The sequence below is a fragment of the Heyndrickxia acidicola genome (genome assembly GCF_001636425.1).
Classification (GTDB): Bacteria; Bacillota; Bacilli; order Bacillales; family Bacillaceae_C; genus Bacillus_AE; species Bacillus_AE acidicola.
In genome coordinates this window covers 3,569,672-3,590,700 of sequence record NZ_KV440953.1, presented here as the reverse complement: position 1 = coordinate 3,590,700, position 21,029 = coordinate 3,569,672, and the positions used below count along the sequence as shown (strand labels likewise).

At 40.8% G+C, this 21,029-nt stretch carries 19 protein-coding genes; 8 read left to right on the top strand and 11 right to left on the bottom strand.

From position 1 onward, the window contains the following. Positions 1-382 precede the first annotated feature (382 nt). From A5N88_RS16845 to pabB, 7 genes are all read left to right on the top strand, one after another. Complete coding sequence (locus A5N88_RS16845; protein ID WP_066268096.1) at positions 383-928, top strand: RNA polymerase sigma factor; 546 nt, start codon at positions 383-385, stop codon at positions 926-928. Further along, positions 921-1,424: an anti-sigma factor family protein gene (locus A5N88_RS16840; protein WP_066268095.1), complete on the top strand. Its 504-nt coding sequence runs from the start codon at positions 921-923 to the stop codon at positions 1,422-1,424. Before A5N88_RS16845 ends, A5N88_RS16840 begins: the two co-directional genes overlap by 8 nt. 16 nt (positions 1,425-1,440) lie before the next feature. Beyond that, positions 1,441-2,289 (top strand): bactofilin family protein, encoded by an 849-nt coding sequence (locus A5N88_RS16835; protein ID WP_066268094.1) that lies wholly within the window; start codon positions 1,441-1,443, stop codon positions 2,287-2,289. Between the two features lie 229 nt (positions 2,290-2,518). Then, positions 2,519-3,751, top strand: a complete 1,233-nt coding sequence (locus tag A5N88_RS16830) for an MGDG synthase family glycosyltransferase (RefSeq protein WP_066268093.1) — start codon at positions 2,519-2,521, stop codon at positions 3,749-3,751. A gap of 31 nt (positions 3,752-3,782) precedes the next feature. Then, a complete protein-coding gene (locus A5N88_RS16825; protein WP_328006923.1) occupies positions 3,783-4,517 on the top strand; it encodes a polysaccharide deacetylase family protein in 735 nt (244 codons plus the stop codon). Between the two features lie 530 nt (positions 4,518-5,047). Next, positions 5,048-5,653: an anthranilate synthase component II gene (locus A5N88_RS16820; protein WP_066268091.1), complete on the top strand. Its 606-nt coding sequence runs from the start codon at positions 5,048-5,050 to the stop codon at positions 5,651-5,653. 4 nt (positions 5,654-5,657) lie between these two features. Further along, positions 5,658-7,430, top strand: a complete 1,773-nt coding sequence (pabB, locus tag A5N88_RS16815; RefSeq protein WP_066268089.1) for an aminodeoxychorismate synthase component I — start codon at positions 5,658-5,660, stop codon at positions 7,428-7,430. 253 nt (positions 7,431-7,683) lie between these two features. Here pabB and A5N88_RS16810 read toward each other — a convergent pair whose 3' ends face one another. From A5N88_RS16810 to A5N88_RS16790, 4 genes are all read right to left on the bottom strand, one after another. After that, positions 7,684-8,055, bottom strand: coding sequence for a cyclic-phosphate processing receiver domain-containing protein (locus A5N88_RS16810; protein WP_066268088.1), 372 nt, complete (start codon positions 8,053-8,055; stop codon positions 7,684-7,686). A gap of 322 nt (positions 8,056-8,377) precedes the next feature. After that, positions 8,378-8,815, bottom strand: coding sequence for a GNAT family N-acetyltransferase (locus A5N88_RS16800; protein WP_198160309.1), 438 nt, complete (start codon positions 8,813-8,815; stop codon positions 8,378-8,380). 240 nt (positions 8,816-9,055) lie between these two features. Continuing rightward, positions 9,056-9,946, bottom strand: a complete 891-nt coding sequence (galU, locus tag A5N88_RS16795; protein WP_066268079.1) for a UTP--glucose-1-phosphate uridylyltransferase GalU — start codon at positions 9,944-9,946, stop codon at positions 9,056-9,058. Between the two features lie 470 nt (positions 9,947-10,416). Then, positions 10,417-11,433 carry an NADP-dependent oxidoreductase gene (locus A5N88_RS16790; RefSeq protein ID WP_066268074.1) on the bottom strand — a complete coding sequence of 339 codons (1,017 nt, stop codon included), beginning with the start codon at positions 11,431-11,433 and terminating at the stop codon, positions 10,417-10,419. A gap of 269 nt (positions 11,434-11,702) precedes the next feature. Here A5N88_RS16790 and A5N88_RS16785 point away from each other — a divergent pair, with 269 nt between their 5' ends. Next, positions 11,703-12,158, top strand: coding sequence for a PepSY-associated TM helix domain-containing protein (locus tag A5N88_RS16785; RefSeq protein WP_066268073.1), 456 nt, complete (start codon positions 11,703-11,705; stop codon positions 12,156-12,158). Positions 12,159-12,197: 39 nt separating this feature from the next. On the opposite strand, the gene A5N88_RS16780 is transcribed toward A5N88_RS16785, so the two are convergent. From A5N88_RS16780 to glmS, 7 genes are all read right to left on the bottom strand, one after another. Next, complete coding sequence (locus A5N88_RS16780; protein WP_066268071.1) at positions 12,198-13,457, bottom strand: sensor histidine kinase; 1,260 nt, start codon at positions 13,455-13,457, stop codon at positions 12,198-12,200. A 3-nt stretch (positions 13,458-13,460) separates the two neighbouring features. Beyond that, on the bottom strand, positions 13,461-14,138 hold the full coding sequence (locus tag A5N88_RS16775) for a response regulator transcription factor (RefSeq protein WP_066268069.1): 678 nt from the start codon (positions 14,136-14,138) through the stop codon (positions 13,461-13,463). Positions 14,139-14,495: 357 nt separating this feature from the next. Beyond that, positions 14,496-15,674: an ABC transporter permease gene (locus tag A5N88_RS16770; protein WP_367593434.1), complete on the bottom strand. Its 1,179-nt coding sequence runs from the start codon at positions 15,672-15,674 to the stop codon at positions 14,496-14,498. Continuing rightward, a complete protein-coding gene (locus A5N88_RS16765) occupies positions 15,643-16,353 on the bottom strand; it encodes an ABC transporter ATP-binding protein (protein ID WP_066268067.1) in 711 nt (236 codons plus the stop codon). The genes A5N88_RS16770 and A5N88_RS16765 overlap by 32 nt, the downstream gene beginning before the upstream one ends. Before the next feature lie 2 nt (positions 16,354-16,355). Next, positions 16,356-17,348, bottom strand: a complete 993-nt coding sequence (locus A5N88_RS16760; RefSeq protein ID WP_066268066.1) for an efflux RND transporter periplasmic adaptor subunit — start codon at positions 17,346-17,348, stop codon at positions 16,356-16,358. Between the two features lie 626 nt (positions 17,349-17,974). Continuing rightward, complete coding sequence (locus tag A5N88_RS16755) at positions 17,975-18,469, bottom strand: GNAT family N-acetyltransferase (protein ID WP_066268064.1); 495 nt, start codon at positions 18,467-18,469, stop codon at positions 17,975-17,977. A 235-nt stretch (positions 18,470-18,704) separates the two neighbouring features. Then, a complete protein-coding gene (gene glmS, locus A5N88_RS16750) occupies positions 18,705-20,507 on the bottom strand; it encodes a glutamine--fructose-6-phosphate transaminase (isomerizing) (RefSeq protein WP_066268062.1) in 1,803 nt (600 codons plus the stop codon). Between the last annotated feature and the right edge of the window lie 522 nt (positions 20,508-21,029).

The following is a 21,029-nucleotide window of genomic DNA, read 5'->3' as shown; positions in this document are numbered from 1 at the left end:
GAAACTTATTTTAAAAAGGTTGTTTTCGCATTGATTGTTATTTTTACATACAAAGAATAAATCCGTGTTTTTTCGTCATTACTTTTTCTGTAAGCTATTCACAGGTTTTATCCTAAATTAAGGTATTTTAATTCTTCAATATATCAAATAACATAATAGCTTACGAAATAAGCTTTTAAAAACAGACTGGCGGTTACTTTTACATGTATTTTTTTTGCTTTCCTGAACAAAAAGACTTTCCGCTCTGTCCTTTTATTAAAGGAATCCAGCATTCATATTCATATTGTCTCTTTCCCGAACCACATGAATATTGGCCGCTGGTCCTTTCCAAACTAAGAAGAGAATAGTTGGTCATGGGTGGTTGCCATAGGGAGTTGAAAATGTGGATTTGGAATTAAACCGGCTTATAAAAGAAGCGAAAAATGGCAATCAAGAAGCTTTTTCAACGCTGGTAACAAAATATAAAGGACATGTTTTTCGCCATGCCTATGCCGTGCTCAACAACCATCAGGATGCTGAGGACGTTGCTCAGGAGGCATTCGTAAAAGCATTTTTATCCTTAAAGAAGCTGGATAATGAATTCGCTTTTGTTTCCTGGCTGACCCGAATTGTATCGAATCTCTGTTACGATAAGCTGAAAAAAGCCAAAAATATTAAGATGATTGATTCGGATGAAGAAAAACAAGAGCATCTGTTAAATAACCGATCTACTCGAGATCCAGCTGATTTACGCTTGATTATAAGAGAAGCCATGCAGACTTTATCTGCTGAGCATCGGACCGTCCTTGTCCTGAGGGATATCCAGGGCTATTCCTACGAAGAAATTGCAGATATTGTAAACATTCCTTTAGGAACCGTTAAATCACGGATTAATTCGGCAAGGGCCGCTTTAAAAAAGGAGCTTTCAAGAGGTGATGAAAATGGGTAAGCATGTCAAAGATTATCTTTCTGAATATGTAGACGGCGAGTTGCAGGAAGAGACTCGCCAGCTCGTTGAAAGTCATATGGAGGGGTGTGCAGAATGTGCACAGGAGCTTCGAGAGCTAACACAATTAAAAACACTTTTTTTTCAGGCATATGAAAATGTTAATATTCCAGGATTGGAATTTGAGCAGTCCGTTTTAAGCAAAATTAATGGCAATGCTGGCATGGGGTTTGCTGCACACAGAATCAATTGGCTTTTCATTTTGCTTGGCGGAATTTTCTTTCTCTCCCTTTCCGCCATATTGGGACCCGTTATATACCTTGTAGTCAAATTTGCTACAGCCATCTTCAAAGTGAGTATGAGCCTCCTTCATGCCCTTGCTGGATTGGTTTCAGCCATTCCATTTCTGCTTGAGGCTTTCTTATTCACAACCATAATCATTTTAGGTATTTCCTTTTTTTCGGTACGGTACCTGTTGAAAACAAAAACAATAGGGTAAGGGGATTAGTTAGGCTATGAGAGGAATAAAGCTTGTTCTACTCAGTCTTGCGTTCTTGCTCACTGCTTCATTTATTTTAGTTAAGCCGGCTTGGGCAGATGCGAGGAATATTTTTAATCAAAAAGAGACCATTGTCCCGGAGGATCAGAATGTAGAAAACCTTGTTGTGCTTGGAGATAACGCTACGATCAATGGACGTGTAAGAGTCTCAGTTGTTGTTATAAACGGAAACTTAAAAATTAATAAAACAGCAGATATTACGGGGCCTGTCCTCGTCATTGGAGGCAATGTCGAGCAGGAAAAAGGCGCTCATGTCAGTGAACAAATCATCTCTGTAAATATGAACCATCAAACGCAGGATAGTTTTATTTTGGGCGGTATGCTATTCTTAGGATATTGGATTTTAAAACTTGCCGGAAGCATCGTCATAGTCGCCATCACTGTATTAGCCGGTTTGTTAGCCAGAAAACGGCTTCGGGCAGCTGAAGAAAAACGAAACCTGTTTATAAACCCGGGCAGAGTGATTGTTACTGGTTTAATGGCAAGTTTGGCAATAGGAGCTTTAAGCTTTTTTCTAACCATTGTCGTAATTGGTATACCCGTGGTCATTTTAATGCTGCTGGGTGTCATGGCAGCCTTTATTGCCGGAATGGTTCTCCTAAGTGCAGAAATGGGGAAACGGATCAGCTGGGTGGATGGAAAATCCAATTGGCTTGTGGAATTAACAGGCTCTGCCCTGATTGTGTCGGCTTTTAACTTTCCTTTAATCGGTTGGGTCATCTTTTTAATTGTCTTATGGTTCTCCCTTGGATTCAGTATCACATGGGTATATAACCGCTTTTTCAATCGAAAAAAGGCAGAATAGCCCGCCGTTTCGATTCTTGTTCTTGATGAAAACAGCTTATGAATTCTTAAGAAAACTTAAAAAAGCTTATAGGCTCTTGCTTATAAGCTTTTATTTTTTAGTATAATAGATAAAGCAAATATGCTTGGAAGTAATTGAACTTTTTATTTTATAGATCTGTCCTTTAAAAAGATGCACAACTGGAGACTATAATAAATGAATTAAACCCATTTATAGAGGAGTAACCATTATGAAACAAAGCAGGAAAAAGAAAATGCTTATTCTGTCAGGCACTTTCGGAAATGGCCATCAGCAGGTAGCAAAAGCAATTAGTGATGCCTCTCCTTTGTGTATCCCTGATGCAGAGCCAATCGTTGTGGACGTTTTTGAGTGGCTTCATCCATACTTGAATACATTAAGCCGTTATGCCTATATGAAAAGCATTCAAACATTCCCTAAGCTTTATGGATACTTGTATCAAAAAACGCGCTATCATAATTCTTTTTCGATGAAAATGAATCATGTCCTCACTTCTGGAGCCAGAAAGTTATTTGAGCTTTTGAAAGAGCTTCAGCCTTCTATCGTCGTAAGCACCTTTCCATTTGCTGCAGCGATGATTGCAAAGTTAAAAGAGGATCATTTAACCGATATACCCAGCATAACCGTTATAACGGATCACACTGACCACAGCTTCTGGATCTATCCCTATACAGATTGCTACCTTGTAGGATCCCAATGGGTCAAAAACCAGATTGTCCAGTCAGGTGTGGAGGCATCGAAAATAAGGGTAACCGGCATACCGGTTCATCCTAAATTCCAAAAGTCCTTTCGGCAAAAGGAATTGCGCGCAAAGTATCAACTTAAAGAAAACCTTCCAACCATTCTTGTTATGGGCGGAGGGGATGGATTAATTGGAGAGGGACTGTTATCACCTCATGCCCTTGATTCGATACCTGAACCGCTGCAGTTCATCGTTGTATGCGGACGCAATAAGCGTCTTGCAGAGCAGCTGAGGAATCAGGTCGTCTCAACCAAACATTCCATTACCGTAATTGGCTTTACTGAATATGTCCATGAATTAATGGCCATCTCAGACTTAATTATCACAAAGCCCGGAGGAGTCACAACTGCTGAAGCAGCGGCAATGGAGCTGCCAATTCTTTTATACAAGCCCCTTCCTGGCCAGGAACAGGACAACGCTGCTTATCTTACGGAAAAAGGAGCAGCAGTAGAAGCAGCCAGCATAAAAGAATTATTACACCATATTCACAGATTAGTTTCTGATACATTTTGTTTAAAGGATATGAAGAAAAAAGTCGGGATCTTAGGAAATAAAGCAGCCGTTTTTCAAGCTTTAACCATTATTAACCAATGCATGGTGAACCGTCCTTTTTTTATTTCCGAACTTTTAAAGCAGGATTACAAATGGGAGCATTACAACCCTCCCAAAAAAGTGGTATCCTATAACCGCAGCCAGCTATAACTAAACGGGAAAGGAACATAGGAGAATGCTGATGCTATTATTAATTCTTATCTTTATCCTCATTCTTATCCTTGGATACACCGTTCTCCCCTATCTGTTAACATCCTTGTTCGGGTATGGTGTGTTTCGCAAAGGATCCCAAAGCTCTTATATCGCCTTGACCTTTGATGACGGACCGGATAGACACTATACACCTCAGCTATTAGATCTCTTAAAAAAGCACCAGGTCAAGGCTACCTTTTTTGTGGTTGGAAAAAAGGCAGCAAACCATCCGGATTTGATATGGAGAATGCACCAGGAAGGACATTTAATTGGTCTTCATAATTATGTCCACAGATCAAATTGGACCATGTCACCATGGCGAATCAAGCGTGATTTAGATCGGTCCGCTGATATTGTAGAGAAAATAACAGGCTGCCGTCCGATTTACTATCGCCCGCCCTGGGGCCTCTTGGCTGTTTTTGATTTCTTTCTCTTAAAACGATATAACATTATCCTGTGGTCTTTGATGACAGGAGATTGGCGGAGCAAAGGCGGAAGCGCAAAAATTAAAAACGGTATCCTGAACCATGTGAAAAACGGAGACGTTATTTTATTGCACGATAGCGGTGAAACGTGGGGAGCCAATCTTGATGCCCCCTCCTACACCATTGAGGCATTGAAGGATGTGCTTGCGGAGCTGCCTAAACGCGGGTTCTCTTACCAAAGAATCGACGAGATGATGAACGGCACAACTGAACACATGCTCCATAAAAAAAGAGGCTGAAAAGAAAATTATCAGCCTCTTTTTTGCGTTAAAGCACAAAAGGGGTCAGACCCCTTTAGCACACTAAAGCGTTTTTGGTATGATGATTGGATTTATCAGATGATGAGAGTATATTGTTCTTCATAAGCAGGATGATCGACTTTTGTCAGAGACAAATTTCGAGTAACGTCCTTCATTGGCTTGATGAAGGACTTTTGCCAGGGATAAATTTCGAGTAACGTCCCTCATTGGCTTGATGAAGGACTTTTACCAGGGATAAATTTCAAGAAGCGTCCTTCATTGGCTTGATGAAGGACTTTTGCCACCAAAAAACTCAGAGAATCGTCCCTCAGATGGATAAAGAAGAGCCCCCTGCTCCAAAGCCTTATAATTTTAGAAAGAAAACCTCTTTCATGCCTATGCTTTCCCCTCTATTCCCACTATATTGCATTTCAAGCATGTAATTCTAATTTTTTTCTATGTAAAAAACCATACAAGGACAATATAATTAAGATAAATACCCGACTATCGGTTGCTGAAAGGAACTTGATATGCTTCTAGTCATTGATAACTACGATTCATTTACATATAATCTCGTTCAGTATATAAAGCAGCTTGGAATTGATGTAACGGTTGCCAGAAATGACGTACTGACGATACAAGACATAGTAGAACGAAAACCCGATGCCATTTTGATTTCTCCGGGACCGGGCAATCCAAGTGAGGCAGGCATATCATTAGAAGCCATACATGCTTTTTATAATAAGCTGCCTATCCTCGGGATTTGTTTGGGGCATCAAACCATCGCTCAGGCGTTCGGGGGATCGATCATCAAAGCCATAAAGCCTATGCATGGAAAGGTCTCCACTATTCAGCACGATGGCAAATCCTCTTTTCAGGGAATTCCTTCGCCTTTTCGTGTGGCCAGGTATCACTCATTAGTAGTGGATTCCGGCAAAGTTCCGGATTGCCTTGAGGTTACAGCGCTTAGTGAGAACGGAGAGATAATGGGCATCCGCCACCGGGAGTATCCAGTAGAAGGCCTGCAATTTCACCCCGAAGCAATAATGACCGAACACGGGCTAAAGCTTTTGGAGAATTTTTTCAAGGCTCATCTGTCTGCATCCCTACATCATCAGCTTATTGGACAGGAGTGAAAACATGAAGAACACCAAAGACCAGTCAGACCCTTTTCTATTTTTTGAGTTTGCAGATGCGAATGGAGACATCCATCCTCGTCATTTTAAAAACCCTGTACAAGTTATTTCCACCTATGAAGTAAATGAAGTGACCGATTGTTTAGAAAAAGTTCAGCAAGCGGTTGACCAGGGATTTTATGCCGCCGGCTATCTTTCCTATGAAGCAGCCCCTGCATTTGATCCTGCCTTTATAGTCCATACGAATGCCAAAATGCCTCTTCTGTGGTTTGGCATCTTTACCGAATCTTCAACTGAAAAACCTATGATTAATGAACACAGCGGCCAATTTAACGTATCCAGCTGGGAGCCTCTTACTAAGAAAGCAGCCTATAGCGAGGGAATCGACCGAATCAAAGCTGCCATTGAAAATGGGGATACCTATCAGGTCAATTACACTCTGCGTCTGCAGGCAGACTTTACTGGAGACTCATTTTCCTTTTATCAGCAGCTGTCCCATGCCCAGGACTCCAACTATAGCGCTTACCTTCACTTGGACGGATATGATATTTTGTCCGCCTCCCCTGAGCTCTTTTTTCGGTGGGACAAAGACAAGATCGTGACAAGGCCTATGAAAGGAACAATCAAGCGAGGACTCACGGCGGAACAGGACAGGCAGAATAAACAAATATTAAGAGAATCAATAAAGGATCAGGCAGAAAATGTGATGATTGTAGATCTGCTGAGAAATGATTTGGGGTCTTTTGCTGTGCCTGGATCAGTAAAGGCTGTTTCCCTATTTGATATTGAAAGCTATCCAACCGTTTTGCAGATGACTTCATCCGTTGCGGCTAAAACGCCTCAACATACTCGCCTTCTTGATTTGTTCACAGCTCTATTTCCATGCGGCTCCATTACGGGTGCACCCAAGGTCAGTACAATGAAGACGATTTCAGAATTGGAGGATACTCCCCGGGAAGTTTATTGCGGTGCCATTGGATTTATCACTCCAAAAAACGAAGCTGTTTTCAATGTGCCGATTCGAACCGTAGTGGTCGACCATGAAACAGGAAAAGCAACGTATGGCGTGGGCGGCGGAGTCACATGGGATTCATCTGCTGAAGGAGAATACAATGAAATATTAACAAAAGCCTCCCTTCTAACAGCTGAGCGTCCTGTATTTGATCTGCTTGAAAGCCTCCGTTTGGAAAACGGCAGCTACTATTTATTGAACAGGCATGTGGATAGACTGCTTGAATCAGCCGAATATTTTAATTTTGAGGTTTCTAAAAAAGAGCTTCTTGAAAGTCTGGATGAGTTTGCTGAAAAAAACAGGACCGGTATTCATAAAGTTCGCTTATTGTTGAAGAAAAATGGTGCACTTTCTATTATGGCGTCTCCTTTGACACAACTTCCGAAAGAGCCGCGGGTAATACTTGCTGAAACGCCAATTTCTTCAGAGAATGTCTTTTTCTATCATAAAACCACCCAAAGAAAAGGCTATGAATCCCACCATTCAGGATCTCCCAATATCTTTGATGTATTGCTTTGGAATGAAAAAGGTGAGCTGACGGAATTCACCATTGGAAATGCGGTTTTTGAAATAGACGGAGAATTATGGACCCCTCCTGTCTCCTGCGGTTTACTTTCCGGTACCATGCGAGAGGACCTGCTTGCTGAGGGCAAGATCCAAGAAAGAATCATTTTGAAAAAAGAATTGCAGCATTGCACAAGAATTTGGCTAATCAACAGTGTTAGAAATTGGGTGCCTGTTACATTTCACCATCAAGCAACGTAAGGGGAACAAAGCGCAAGTGCCTTGCTCATCGGTGTACGAACTAGTTCTTCGACTGAGATAAAGGAAGCTAGATGTTGACTTATCGCAGGCAGGACACGTAGAGGCTAGACAAGAAAAATATTCACATTAATTTCCTAAACGAAAATAAAGTCCTCAATGACCAGCCGGAACGTTTGCTGAGTTACTGAGGACTATTTTTAATATCACACATCAAAGTGTAAAAAGATAAATTGTGTAATTTGAACAGGGAAGTTTACATGGTTTCTTTGTAAAATTGCAGGTATCCTGGGGGAAAGTAATGAAGAGGTAATGCCCTTATCGACACTTCTATGGAGCGAGGCATCAATAAATTCATCTGGGCCTGTTTTAAATAGTTATACATGGCTTTTGCACCTACAAAGTTAGCGGAATGAATCGTTATGCGGTTTGCAAATAATTTTTGTTTGACCATTTTTTGTACAAGCATATAACCATTTCTCGTTTTACTTAATAAATCATGGTCTAAGGACAGATGTTCAATCTCATAATTTTGGAGGATTTTTATACATTCATCCATTGTTTGGACTAGCACATATCCCTCTGGTTCTCTTCGATAGTCATCTAAAAAAACACTTATTTTATCCAATTTTTGCCCTCCCTTACAATAGGGAGTGACTAAAAAAAGTCAATTAAGCCCTACATATTTCAACTACCTTTATTTTAACACAAAAGTCCGTTTCAATTTATCTAATTTACAAAAAAAGATAAAAAATATTTTTTTTCCAATAATTAAATATATTTCTTTTAGGTAGATTTCTTCCTGGAACAGCATTGTTAATTCAATAAATGCAGAAATTTTTACTATACAAGAAGCCGGCAATTCCTTATTAAAAAGATACTGCCGACAGTCTAAGATTCCGGTATGAAATCTTACTATGTTTATACACAAATTTACGATTCTCTTAAAACTAAAAATGTTTGACCATTAAAACCTGAAGACCTTTTACTTTGTGATTAAAGGTTTCTCCCGTTTCATGGAATCCTAAATGCTGATAATATGGCAGATTTGAAGCTCTTGTCTTACACCAAAGAGTATCCATTTCATTTTGAGCCAGCAGATTTTCCCCAAAAAGGATGAGAGTTTGGCCTCTTAGTTCATTGCGATGATCCGGATCTATGGCCAGACCCTTTAAGCGGTACATCTTTTTCCCCTTCAGTTTTGAGTTGTACTCCTTATAAAAGGATGCCACTCCTACAAGCACTCCCTTGGCATACGCACCCACATGAATGGTTTCCTTGCTTTCATCTCCAGCATACTTACACTCTTCTAATGCTGAATTAGGTAAAATAACTTTCTGGCGAAGCAAAATCGCTTCTGATAAATATATTTTTTTTAGTTCGAACACGTACATTTGCCTCCTGTCCTAGCATAGAAACATTAGGAATATTTTAAAAGAGGAATGGATAGATGTAAAGCAACAGAGTGTGAAAAATAAAGAGAGGAATTCATCTATGAATGAAAAACCCGGCAATCTGCATAAGACAGAAATAAACTGCCCTCCAAATTTGTTTGGAGGTACAGTTTATTTTAGTGGTTCTTTTATTGTCTATGAGTTAGAGTCAATTCCTAACCCTTAACGTTGGCCTTACCTATTATTTGAAACATTCTCTTTTGAAAGGATTTCACCCATTCTTTGCAGCAGAGGTTGCTTCAATTCGCTGTTTTTCAAGGCAAAATCAAGCGTAGTTAAAATAAATCCAAGCTTGTCTCCTACATCATAACGGGTACCCTCGAAATCATAAGCAAACACCTTCTCAAGCTTATTTAACTCTTGGATAGCATCCGTAAGCTGAATTTCTCCTCCTGCACCTGTTTCTTGATTCTCCAATATATTGAAAATCTCGGGAGTAAGGACATATCTTCCCATAATGGCCAGATTTGAAGGCGCATCTTCAACAGCAGGCTTTTCAACAAAGTTTCCAACCTCATAGGATCGGCCGTCCTGGCTAACAGGGTCAACAATCCCATAACGGTTTGTCTCTTCGCGGGGAACTGTTTTTACCCCCACAACAGAAGAACCTGTTTCTTCATAAACATTCATCAGCTGCTTTGTTGCTGGAATATCGGAAACGACGATATCATCACCTAACAGCACTGCAAACGGTTCGTCACCAATGAACTTCCTTGCACTCCAAACCGCATGCCCCAATCCCTTCGGTTCCTTTTGCCTGATATAATGAATATCTGCCATCTCAGAAGATTTCCTTACGCTTTCCAGTACATCAAGTTTATCTTTTGAAAGTAGGTTTTGCTCCAGCTCTACAGCATAATCAAAATGATCCTCTATAGCTCGTTTTCCTTTTCCGGTTACAATAATAATATCTTCAATGCCGGACCGGACCGCTTCCTCGACTATATACTGGATTGTGGGGGTATCAACGATTGGCAGCATTTCTTTAGGCATTGCCTTGGTTGCAGGCAAAAATCGTGTTCCCAAACCTGCTGCCGGTATTATCGCTTTTCTTACTTTTTTCATCATTGTCTCTCCTTTAGCTGTTTTATACTAACAATCTGAACTTCCCCGCTTTTCCGTTCCTTATCTGCCTTATTCGATAAGATTATACCCAATAGCAGGCCTTTTCTATGTAAGATTTAGAACAGGAAGTTTTTATTCCTTTATTAATAGGCTTTCAAAAGGCTGGAAAAATGCATTTATTGGGCTTTGGCTGTTTTCGCATAGATTGTTGCTTTGCGTACAAAGGATCATTCCGTATGTTGCCTTTAAGGCATTTTTTTGTAAGCTATTACTATTCAACCTGAGGTTTTTCATCACTTTGTGTATCAAGTAGCGATTAAGATTACGAAAAGAGCCTGGGCTTTTCCTTATCATATAAAATGACTTCTTAATACTTCGGTTGGTTCTGTAAAAAAAGCGCCTGTTCAGTAAAAAAGTTTAACCTTTAAAAAAAGCAAACCCTTCTTTCCTAAGAGTTTGCTTTTACAAGTCTATTCGATTTCGCCGGCTACCTTTACAAGCTGCTTGCCAAGGTTCGCGCCTTTAAATAAATCCAGGAACGCATCAATTGTTTGGTCAAAGCCTTCTGTAATGGTTTCTTCATATTTCAGTTTTCCTTCTTGCAGCCAGCGTCCAAGATCGGCTGCTCCCTCTTTAAAGCGGCTGGAATAATCTCCGACTGTGAAACCTTTCATCAATGAGCTTGTTTTAATCAAGGCTGTTTGAACACGAGGACCTACATCAGCCTCTACTTTATTATAGGCAGAAATCGCTCCGCAAACCGGTATACGTGCCTGGCGGTTTAAAAGCGGGAAGACTGCATCGGAAATTTCTCCGCCAACATTGTCAAAATAGACATCTATGCCGTTAGGGCAAGCTTTCTTCAATGCAGCAGGAACATCTTCTGTTTTGTAATTAATGGCTTCATCGAATCCCAGCTCATCGGTCAAATAACGGATTTTTTCTTCTGAACCAGCTATCCCTACGACATGCGCACCTTTAATTTTGGCGATTTGTCCAACCGCGGAGCCAACTGCTCCAGCTGCACCAGAAACGACTACGGTTTCTCCTTCTTTGGGCTGACCAATATCAAGCAGCCCAAAATAGGCAGTCAAGCCTGTCAGCCCAAGAATACTTAAATACGCTGTCACTGGTGCAAGATTGGGATCAATCTTTCTTACTTCTTTTTCTTTTGCAAGAGTATACTCCTGCCAGCCCAACATACCAATTACATAATCTCCTTTTGAAAAATGTTCAGACTTCGATTCTGCAATTTGGCCAACTACGCCGCTTGTTATCACTTCATTCAGTTCAAATGGTGCAACATAGGATTTAGTATTCTGCATGCGTCCGCGTAAATACGGATCCACACTGATATATAGCGTCTTAACCAGTACTTCTCCTTCCGAAGGGCTTGGTACAGATGCCTCTGTAAACTCAAAATCTTCCATCACAGGAGTCCCTAACGGGCGTTTTTTCAATTTAATTTGTTTTTGAGTTTCTGCCATACATCATCCTCCTCCAATTCAAAAAATTTCAACACTTAATATTCTTTACTCTATCATTCTCCTTCTCATGAGGTCAAAAAATACGTCCTCCTAAAGGTTAAGCAAAAATTAAGCGTGATGCTCCATAATCAAGTTATTAAGTAACTGGCTATGTTAAAGGACATTTCAGCTCATTTGTGTAAAATGGCCGTTTTACGAATGGGCTAAGAACGAGCAGGGATCACCATAGATATTTAACAGATCCAAGTAAACAAAAGGAGATTGAGAAATTGAAAAAAGTAAGAAGAGTCCACTTTTGGATCGGAGTTATTGCTTCCATATTTTTATTTGTAGAATCGTTATCTGGTATTATCATGTACTTTGACGGAAATGACAGAGGAGGCCATACGGGCGCACGGGCATTTCAAATGCAAGGCCAATTTCAAAATGGGCAGGGGTCATCAAATTCCGGCAATACAAATGTAAGCCAAAACAGCCAAAGCGGATTTTCCGGCAATGGACAGGGAGGTTTCCGAAATGGGTCGTTTAGAAGAGGGAATTTTGGTCCACAAGGAGGAGCAGGCTCTTTTAGCCAAACGATCAGGCAGCTGCATTCTGGCATAATTGGGTTAATTGCAGGAATAGGAATGCTATTATTAACCGGTACAGGCCTTGTAATGGCAATTATTCTTGGACAGGCAAAAAGAAATCACAAAAAACGGAATCTGGATACTAAAATCTCCTGATTACGAGATAAGCAAATAAAATAAGAAGCGGATCTTATGTTAAGATCCGCTTCTTTTATTCCATATAGCTGATTCACCTTGTTTTCGTTTTGAAAACTGAATTTCGAATCTGGTTCCTTTCCCCGGCTCGCTATCTACCTTGAATTTTCCTGAATGCTTTTCCACAATCCATTGGGCAATAGATAACCCTAAGCCAAGGCTGTCGTTTTTCGTTCTTGATTTGCTAACCTGATAAAAACGATCAAATATTTTCGAAAGATCTTCTTCCTTAATGCCAATTCCATTATCCTCTACCTCTAATCCAATATGATGTTTCGTTTGAAAGCAGGAAAGCTTTATTTCACCGTTCTCTCCAGTATATTTCATAGCATTATCAAGAAGGATAATTAAAAGCTGATGTATGCGATCCTTATCTCCATAAAAAGTGATAGGGGGAGCAGAAGTAACAGAAATGGTTTTGTTTTGGAACATGGCTACCTCAGAAAAATGCTCTGCGATTTCATTTAGCAGCTCGTCTAGGTAGAATTCTTTTTTGTCCATCTCTATAATGTTGGAATCAGACCTTGCAAGAGTAAGCAGGTTGCCAACAAGCCGGGACAGGCGGCGGCATTCTTTTAAAACCACGGATATATCAGGCAGCTTATCCTGAATGGTTGCCATAGGGTCCTGAATTAAAATTTCTGCCCTTGTTTGAATGACAGAAAGAGGCGTTCTTAGCTCATGAGACGCATCTGATACGAATTGCTGCTGTTTATTCCATGATCTCTGTATAGGCTTTAACGCTCTATCCGCCAGTAAAAAGCCGGCTAACACGGATAGTAAAATCCCGGCTCCGCAGCCCACCAGCAAAATAATCAGAAGCGTGTTAAGCATTGCTGCCTCTGCATCTATTGAACGAATAAATTCAACTTTAACGGAATTCCCTTGAAATAACGCATTGACTGTGATGGTTCTAAAATGGTAGGGTCCCGCTTTTACATCGTCCAGCGTGTTTAAATTATGAGGAATAAAGTTTTTGGAATACTTGCTTAAAAGCAGCTGATCAGGATAGGGCAATGAATCAAAATTCACTAAATTGTTTTTATTGTCCCAAATTAAAAGGGATAAATTACGGTTTTCCAAATGCCCTCTAAAACCAGGCCTGGACGTCTCCTGAATCGATTGCAGCAGGGAATCGTCCACTTGGTGGTACGTATGGGTCCGAACGTATCCATATACAATACTGCCCAAAATTCCAAGCACCAAAATGAACACAATTGAATTAACAAGGGTGAGCTTCAATCTCGTCTTTTGAAACATAGATTACTCCTTCGGTTCTTTTAAGATATACCCGATTCCCCGAACGTTTTGAATATCCTTGTGATACCCATACGGCTCAAATTTCTTTCGTAAATGGTAGATGTAAACCTCTACAATTCCTACCGTCGTATCAGATTCAAATCCCCAAATACGATCATATATTTGTTCTCTTGTTAAAATTTTTCCGCTGTTTTGTATCAAGTATTCCAGTAGCTCGTACTGTTTAATAGTCAGCTTTAATGGGATGTCGTTGATCATAATCTCACGTTCTTTTCCAAAAAGCTCTATACCGCGATATCGTATGGTGTGATCAACCGTTAAATTCCCGCTTCTTCTTAAAAGAGCACGGATCCGCGCCTTCAATTCAGGTGCCTGGAAGGGTTTGACCAGATAATCGTCTCCCCCGATTTCAAGACCATTTACGCGGTCTTCCAAGGAGTCTTTTGCCGTTACAAATAAAACAGGTGTACCGACCCGCTCTTCCCTAACCTTTTTTAAAATATCAAAACCATTCATATCCGGAAGCATAACGTCCAAAAGGATGACATCATAAATATCTTGAAGAGCCATGAACAGCCCCTCTTCTCCATCAGTCGCTGTATCTATTTCATATTCGTCTTCTAGGATCTGGCACATTGAACCTAAAAGAGCTTCATTATCTTCTACAATTAAGATTCTCATGTTCATTCCTCCATTTTTTCCTATAATACCACAACAAAAGCGCAAGCGCCTGCTTATCGGCGTACGGATTCCGTAGTCTCCGACTGAGATAAAGGAAACACAGCGAGGTACGAGCTGATGTTGACTTATCGTACGGAGGAGACGGAGAAATCCATACGCCGATAGGCGCTGGAGCTAGGCAAAGACTGCATTGATTAATTCATTTATTAATAAAAATTTTATACTTCCTTATCCTAAAATAAAAGTGATTGCGCAGTCCCGCAATCACTTTTTGTTAAAGAAAAGCGAAAGGCAGCCAATCAGCGACGTAAAACTGATGGAATCTGCTGATCAGAAGCCGCCGCTCTCTCTCTGCTTTTATTCAAACCTTAGCGCCTGAATTGGGTGAAGTTTGGATGCTTTATTAGCAGGAAATACTCCGAAAACTACTCCTACCACAAGTGAAAACCCAAAGGCAATAAATGTAAACGGAGGCGAGAAGGTTACGCTCGTATTGGTGATAACCGCATATATTTTAATGGCAATAAAGCCTACTCCTACTCCAATTATTCCCCCAAGACCACTCAGAACAATCGATTCAATTAAAAATTGCATAAGAATGTCCTTGCGTTTGGCTCCAATGGCTTTGCGAATTCCGATTTCCTTCGTTCTTTCAGAAACAGAGACAAACATGATGTTCATAATTCCTATACCGCCGACTAAAAGCGAAATACTTGCAATTCCTCCAAGCAGCATTGTCATAGTCTTCGAGACAGAACTCATGGTATCTAATACATCCTGCTGGTTGGTCACACTGTAGCTATCTGTATTATTATGAAATAACGGCATCAAGGAACGTTCTAATTCATTTTGGACAAATGTCAGGACATTTGCATTTTGTGCCTGTACATAGACAGATTGAATGTCTGTTGTTCCCAGAACCCTTTGTGCCGTTGACAGGGGAACAATGATTACACTGTCACCGCTTTGGCCGATCGAGCTTCCTTTTGATTCAAGAACCCCTACGACCTTATAGGAGTTTCCGTTGAGCTGCACTTCCTTCCCTACCGGATTATCCGCACCAAATAAGGTCGTTGCCGTATCGGAACCCAGCACAGCGATTTTCTCTCTGTATTCATTATCAATATCTGCTAAAAACCTTCCGTTTGCTACCTTCGTATCACGGATGTTTTGATAGGATTCTGTAGTACCAATCAAACTGACCTGAGTGGAGGTTTTTCCATTTACCGCAGTAATTCTGCCGTTAACAGCAGGTGCTGCATCCTTCACCCCATATAATTTTTTGAATGAATCTACATCACTTTCTTTCAGCTGACCTTCTGACGTATCCATTACATTCACAGATAAGAGATTCGTACCTAAGCTATTAATTTGCTGTGCAACAGATTGTGTAGAAGACTGTCCGATGGAAACGAGAGCAATAACGGATGAAACTCCGATGATAATTCCCAGCATCGTAAGCACTGCTCTTAGCTTTGAGCTTCTAATATTTTTTAATGCCAGCTTAATAGAGGGAAGCAGCTTCAATTGAATCACCTCCATACTCGAAGAGCTTTCCATCTCTGATCTGCACGATTCTTTTTGCCTGCTTTGCGACATCCAAATCATGCGTAATGAGAACAATGGTATGGCCTAATTCATTCAAGCCCTTCATAACGTTCATAATCTCACTGCTGGTCTTGCTATCTAACGCACCTGTAGGCTCATCCGCTAAAAGAATTGCCGGATTGCATACAAGTGCTCTTGCAATGGCCACCCTTTGCTGCTGACCGCCTGAGAGCTGTGTAGGAAGATGGGCAGCCCTTTCCTCAAGCCCCACTTTTTGAAGGCATTCCTGTGCTCTCTTGCGGCGCTCGTTTGTCCCAACCCCCTGGTAAATAAGTGGTAATTCAACGTTTTCCAGTGCCGTCAGCTTTGATAAAAGATTAAAGTTTTGAAAAATAAAGCCTATTTTTTGGTTGCGTATGGCAGCCAGTTGGTTATCATTCATCTTCCCGACATTCTGCTGCTCAAGCATATATTCTCCTGACTCCGCCTTATCAAGGCAGCCGATCATATTCATTAAAGTTGATTTGCCCGAGCCTGAAGGGCCAATTATGGCAAGAAATTCACCGTGCTCGATCTCAAGAGAAACACGATGGAGAGCTGTAACAGTCTCTCCGCCCAAGGTATAGGTCTTAACAAGATTACGAATGGAAATAATGGATTCAGCCATGGTTAGTTTCCACCTCCGTGGTTTCCGCCACCGTATCCGCCGCCGTATCCACCGCCGTTTCCTCCGCCGTATCCGCCGCCGCTGTGCATTCCTCCCATTCCTCCGCCGTACATGCCAAATCCGCCGCCCATTCCGAATCTGCTTCCATTTGCAGATCCATTAGTAGAGCTTCTCGCTATTGAAGGAAGCATTACCTGTTCACCTAATGTTAACCCACTAGTAATTTCAACATTACTGTCATTATGGACGCCCGTTTTAACCATTTGAGTTCCTCTGGAATTTGCTCCCGAAACGATAACAAATTTTTGATTTCCATTCGTATGGACAGCTTCGACTGGTACATACAGAACATTTTTCTTGCTCGCAGTTAAAATATCTGCTTCTGTGGTCATTCCAATTTTAATGGATTTTGGATCTGAAATACTCACTACCACATCAAAAGTGGAAACACCATTTGAGACATTACCTTCTTGTGCCACGCTTGTAACCTTGCCTGTAAAAGATTGATCAGGATATGCATTTATCTTAATTGTAGCTGTTTGGCCTGTTTGTACTTGAGGGATATCGAGCTCATCTACTTTGATTGTCGTCTGTAAATTATTGTAATCTGTAATATGAGCGACAACAGAACCCGGATTCAACCGCTGGCCGCTTATAGCCGTTAAGGATGTAATGGTTCCTGATATCGGTGCAGTAATTGGATCGCTGCCATCTGTAAAAGTAACCAGATCCTCGCCTTTCTTCACCGTTTCATTATTTGAAACAAGTATCTCGTCCACTTGGCCTGATGATCCGGATGTTACATCTTCACTGTTCGCAGATTCAACATCACCTGACCCGCTGACAGTTACATCTATATTCCCTTTTTGGACTGCTGCGGTTTGCGTAATAGTAGTGCTAGCCGCTTGTGTATTCTGCTTTGCTTTAACGAAGTACCAATAGCCCCCGCCGACTAATAAGACAATAATAATAATAGCTGTTACCCAATTTTTCACTATGCTTTCCTCTCTTCCATATATTCTCTCGACTGCAGCCTTCTTTGCCTGCTCTTCATCATCCGATCAGATTGGCAAGCTGCTTTGGGATAAGCTTATTATGGAGAGATTTTCTTAATTTTCCCTTAAGGATATTGCGGAAGAACTATTTTTTTAACTAAATGAAGGCCTATAACAAAATTTTTTGCTAATACTCGGGTGGCGCTTTTTCGCGTTAAAGCAAAGAAGGGGTCTGACCCCTTCTTTGCTTTAACGCACTAAAACACTCCACTATCCTCTATTAAATACGAGGCTGTCCCAAATGGTTCAATGAAATCAAAGTGACCTTGGCTACAGCAACTATTTTTGCTTGTTGGTTTCCACTACAAGCATTTCTTTTCGCTTTAATCAATCTTTAAGTTGAATCCAAATTGGGATTGTACATAGACATAACCAGCGTTCTGATCGTCCTGCCTGTTCTTTTCTGCCAAAATTAATTTATATCAGAGACACCTTGCTATTATTCGCACCAATTGTTCTTCTCCCTTTTTCCTCTTTCTATCCAAAAATAAAAAAGAGGCTACTCAAAAGGCCGCTTATAACCGCATTTTGAGTCACCCTCTGGGCAAATAATTCGTCTTTTTTTATTAAACTTTCTTGCCTAAAATCAGAAGATCTCTTTCTATACCGTCAAGCTCGGCTACATTAGGCAGATGCCCCCACTTCTCAAAACCATGACGGTAAAATAAACGAAGGCTTGGTTCATTGTGTCCAAAAATAAAGGCTAATAGATTTTTAATTTTCAGTTCCGGGCATGAATCCATCACTTTTTCCAGCATAAATTTGCCCATTCCCTTGCCCCTGAAATTCTGGTGAAAATAAATACTCACTTCCGCTGTAGCCTCATATGCCGGCCTTCCATAAAAGGATTGAAAGCTGACCCAACCAGTAATCAGGCCGTCACATTCTATTACCCATAATGGCCGTCTATCAGGGGAATGCTCATGAAACCACCCCAGCCTGCTCTCCACTGTAACCGGCTCGATATCTGCAGTGACTAAACGGCTTGGTATTGTCGAATTATATATATCCACAATCACAGGTAAATCATTTAAGGCTGCATCACGTACATGTATATTCATCATTTTTCTTTCCTATCTTTTTTAAGCTTTTGTTTTTCTCTCTTTTCATTATAAGCGCTAATAAGCTTTCATTAAATGCTTCTCAAAAATAAATATTTTAACCCATTTTTTCTATAATCCTTTTTATAAAGCAAAGTTCAATTGTAAGTTTTTCGGTTATTTTTATATAAAATAACCCCTTTAGACATCACAGTCTAAAAGGGGAAAAAGCGTACATTATTTTAGTATATTTATTTTATTCCACCGTTACACTCTTCGCAAGGTTACGCGGCTTATCAACATCGCAATCGCGGTGCAGAGCAGCATAATACGCGATAAGCTGTAAAGGAATAACAGAGACAAGGGGTGTCAATAATTCATGAACCTCAGGGATCACAAAACGGTCTCCCTCTGTGTCGAGGCCTTTCATGGAAATAATACATGGATAAGCGCCGCGGGCAGCAACCTCTTTAACATTTCCGCGAATGCTCCAGTTTACGTTAGCTTGAGTAGCTAATGCAATGACTGGTGTGCCTTCTTCAATTAAAGCAATAGTTCCATGCTTTAATTCTCCTCCAGCAAAGCCTTCAGCCTGAATATAAGAAATCTCTTTCAGCTTTAAAGCTCCTTCAAGACCAACATAATGGTCAATGGAACGGCCGATAAAGAAACAATTGCGCGTAACCGTTAAATATTCACGGGCAATTTTCTCCATTTCTTCTTTGGAATCGCAAAGAACTTCAATGGCATTGGCAACAATCCCAAGCTCGTGAACAAGGTCAAGGCTTTGTGCAATACCGCGAGATTTAGCAGACACATTTGCCAATATGCTTAGAACAGCAATCTGGGCAGTGTATGCTTTTGTAGAAGCAACCGCAATCTCAGGGCCGGCATGAAGCAGCAAAGTATAATCCGCTTCACGGGATAAAGTGGATCCTGGAACGTTTGTAATGGTAAGGGACTTGTAGCCAAGCTCCTTCACCTTAACAAGAACTGCACGGCTGTCAGCTGTTTCACCGCTTTGTGAGATAAAGACAAACAATGGTTTTTCAGAAAGAAGCGGCATATTATATCCAAACTCACTGGATACATGCACCTCAACAGGAACCTTAGCCATATTTTCAATTAGCTGCTTGCCTACTAACCCAGCATGGTAGCTTGTTCCGGCCGCAATAATATAAACCCGGTCTGATTCATTCAATGCATTAACAATATCGGAATCCACGGTCAGTTCACCGTTAATATCCTGGTATGCCTGAACAATCTTGCGGATAACAAGGGGCTGTTCATCAATTTCTTTAAGCATATAATGAGGGTATGTTCCTTTTTCAATATCACTTGCATCAATATGGGCAGTGTATGGATTGCGTGCAACAATTTCACCCTGCATATTTTTGATAGTAACATTGTCTTTCGTCACGATAACCATTTCTTTATCCATAAGCTCAACATATTGATCTGTTACTTGGAGCATAGCCATTGCATCACTTGCTACAACATTAAACGTATCACCAACGCCTACTAAAAGCGGACTTTTGTTTTTTGCTACATAAATGATGTCGCTGTTCTCTGCATCAAGAAGAGCAAGAGCATAGGAACCTGTCAGCAATGTGAGAGTTTTATGGAAAGCACCTTCTACATCCATGCCTTCTTGTACGAACTTCTCAATAAGCTGAACAATAATTTCCGTATCGGTTTCACTTTTAAGCTCTACACCTTGAAGATATTCTTGTTGAAGTAGTGAATAGTTTTCAATGACTCCATTATGAACCAATGTAAAACGGCCGGAGTTGCTTTGGTGCGGGTGGGCATTTTCCTTGCTTGGAACTCCATGAGTAGCCCAGCGTGTGTGGCCGATCCCGATATTTGCTGCAACTTCCTGATCAACGATTTGGCGAAGCTCCGCAATACGTCCTTTTTCTTTAAAAACATGAACTCCGTCTTCGTTTTTCACTGCGATCCCAGCAGAATCGTATCCTCTATACTCAAGCTTTTCCAGACCTTTTAATAAAATTTCCTTTGAATCCTGGTTTCCAATATAACCTACAATACCGCACATAGTTCTTCTCTTCCTCCCTGAAAAAGGGGGCAAGAGTACCGGGGGCACCCCTGCCCCCCTCATCTCTAAATTAGTTTTTGGTTTCATTCAAACAAAAATTTTTCGTGTTTTCTCTCACGTTTCTTTTTCCTTTGTCCATCCAGTCACCTGCATGTTTTAAGAAAAAGACTTCGACTGTGTGGGCAGCCGGGAGGTATCCGCCGAAATACTCGATAGTCCTCCACCTCGTCAACTAATCACCTCAGCGTCCGATGAATAGTTCTGGCGCTTTAGAAAAAAATCTTGGTAACCCTCTAATCTCCTTTCTTTTTTATATGAGAAAACACAACAATCATACACTATTTTTCGCCACGATGTCAAACCTCCTTTATCCTTCTAATCTGAAATGGAAATTGTTTTTTTCATAGTGACTAGGTAAACGGCTTCTTTACCTAAATGTATGCTGTATTATAAATGGCTCTGTGATTGATGATTTCCGCTGCTGCAGGCACTCGCTTTCCGCGGGCGGCAAGAGTCTCGAGC

Bases quoted from the DNA above. Each gene is read 5' to 3' on its own strand.
- A5N88_RS16765 (WP_066268067.1), bottom strand. From the start codon at position 16,353: ATGGCTGAATCCATTATTTCCATTCGTAATCTTGTTAAGACCTATACC.
- A5N88_RS16820 (WP_066268091.1), top strand. From the start codon at position 5,048: ATGCTTCTAGTCATTGATAACTACGATTCATTTACATATAATCTCGTT.
- A5N88_RS16840 (WP_066268095.1), top strand. From the start codon at position 921: ATGGGTAAGCATGTCAAAGATTATCTTTCTGAATATGTAGACGGCGAG.
- A5N88_RS16790 (WP_066268074.1), bottom strand. From the start codon at position 11,433: ATGGCAGAAACTCAAAAACAAATTAAATTGAAAAAACGCCCGTTAGGG.
- A5N88_RS16775 (WP_066268069.1), bottom strand. From the start codon at position 14,138: ATGAGAATCTTAATTGTAGAAGATAATGAAGCTCTTTTAGGTTCAATG.
- A5N88_RS16780 (WP_066268071.1), bottom strand. From the start codon at position 13,457: ATGTTTCAAAAGACGAGATTGAAGCTCACCCTTGTTAATTCAATTGTG.
- A5N88_RS16830 (WP_066268093.1), top strand. From the start codon at position 2,519: ATGAAACAAAGCAGGAAAAAGAAAATGCTTATTCTGTCAGGCACTTTC.
- A5N88_RS16835 (WP_066268094.1), top strand. From the start codon at position 1,441: ATGAGAGGAATAAAGCTTGTTCTACTCAGTCTTGCGTTCTTGCTCACT.
- galU (WP_066268079.1), bottom strand. From the start codon at position 9,946: ATGAAAAAAGTAAGAAAAGCGATAATACCGGCAGCAGGTTTGGGAACA.
- glmS (WP_066268062.1), bottom strand. From the start codon at position 20,507: ATGTGCGGTATTGTAGGTTATATTGGAAACCAGGATTCAAAGGAAATT.
- A5N88_RS16755 (WP_066268064.1), bottom strand. From the start codon at position 18,469: ATGAATATACATGTACGTGATGCAGCCTTAAATGATTTACCTGTGATT.
- pabB (WP_066268089.1), top strand. From the start codon at position 5,658: ATGAAGAACACCAAAGACCAGTCAGACCCTTTTCTATTTTTTGAGTTT.
- A5N88_RS16825 (WP_328006923.1), top strand. From the start codon at position 3,783: ATGCTATTATTAATTCTTATCTTTATCCTCATTCTTATCCTTGGATAC.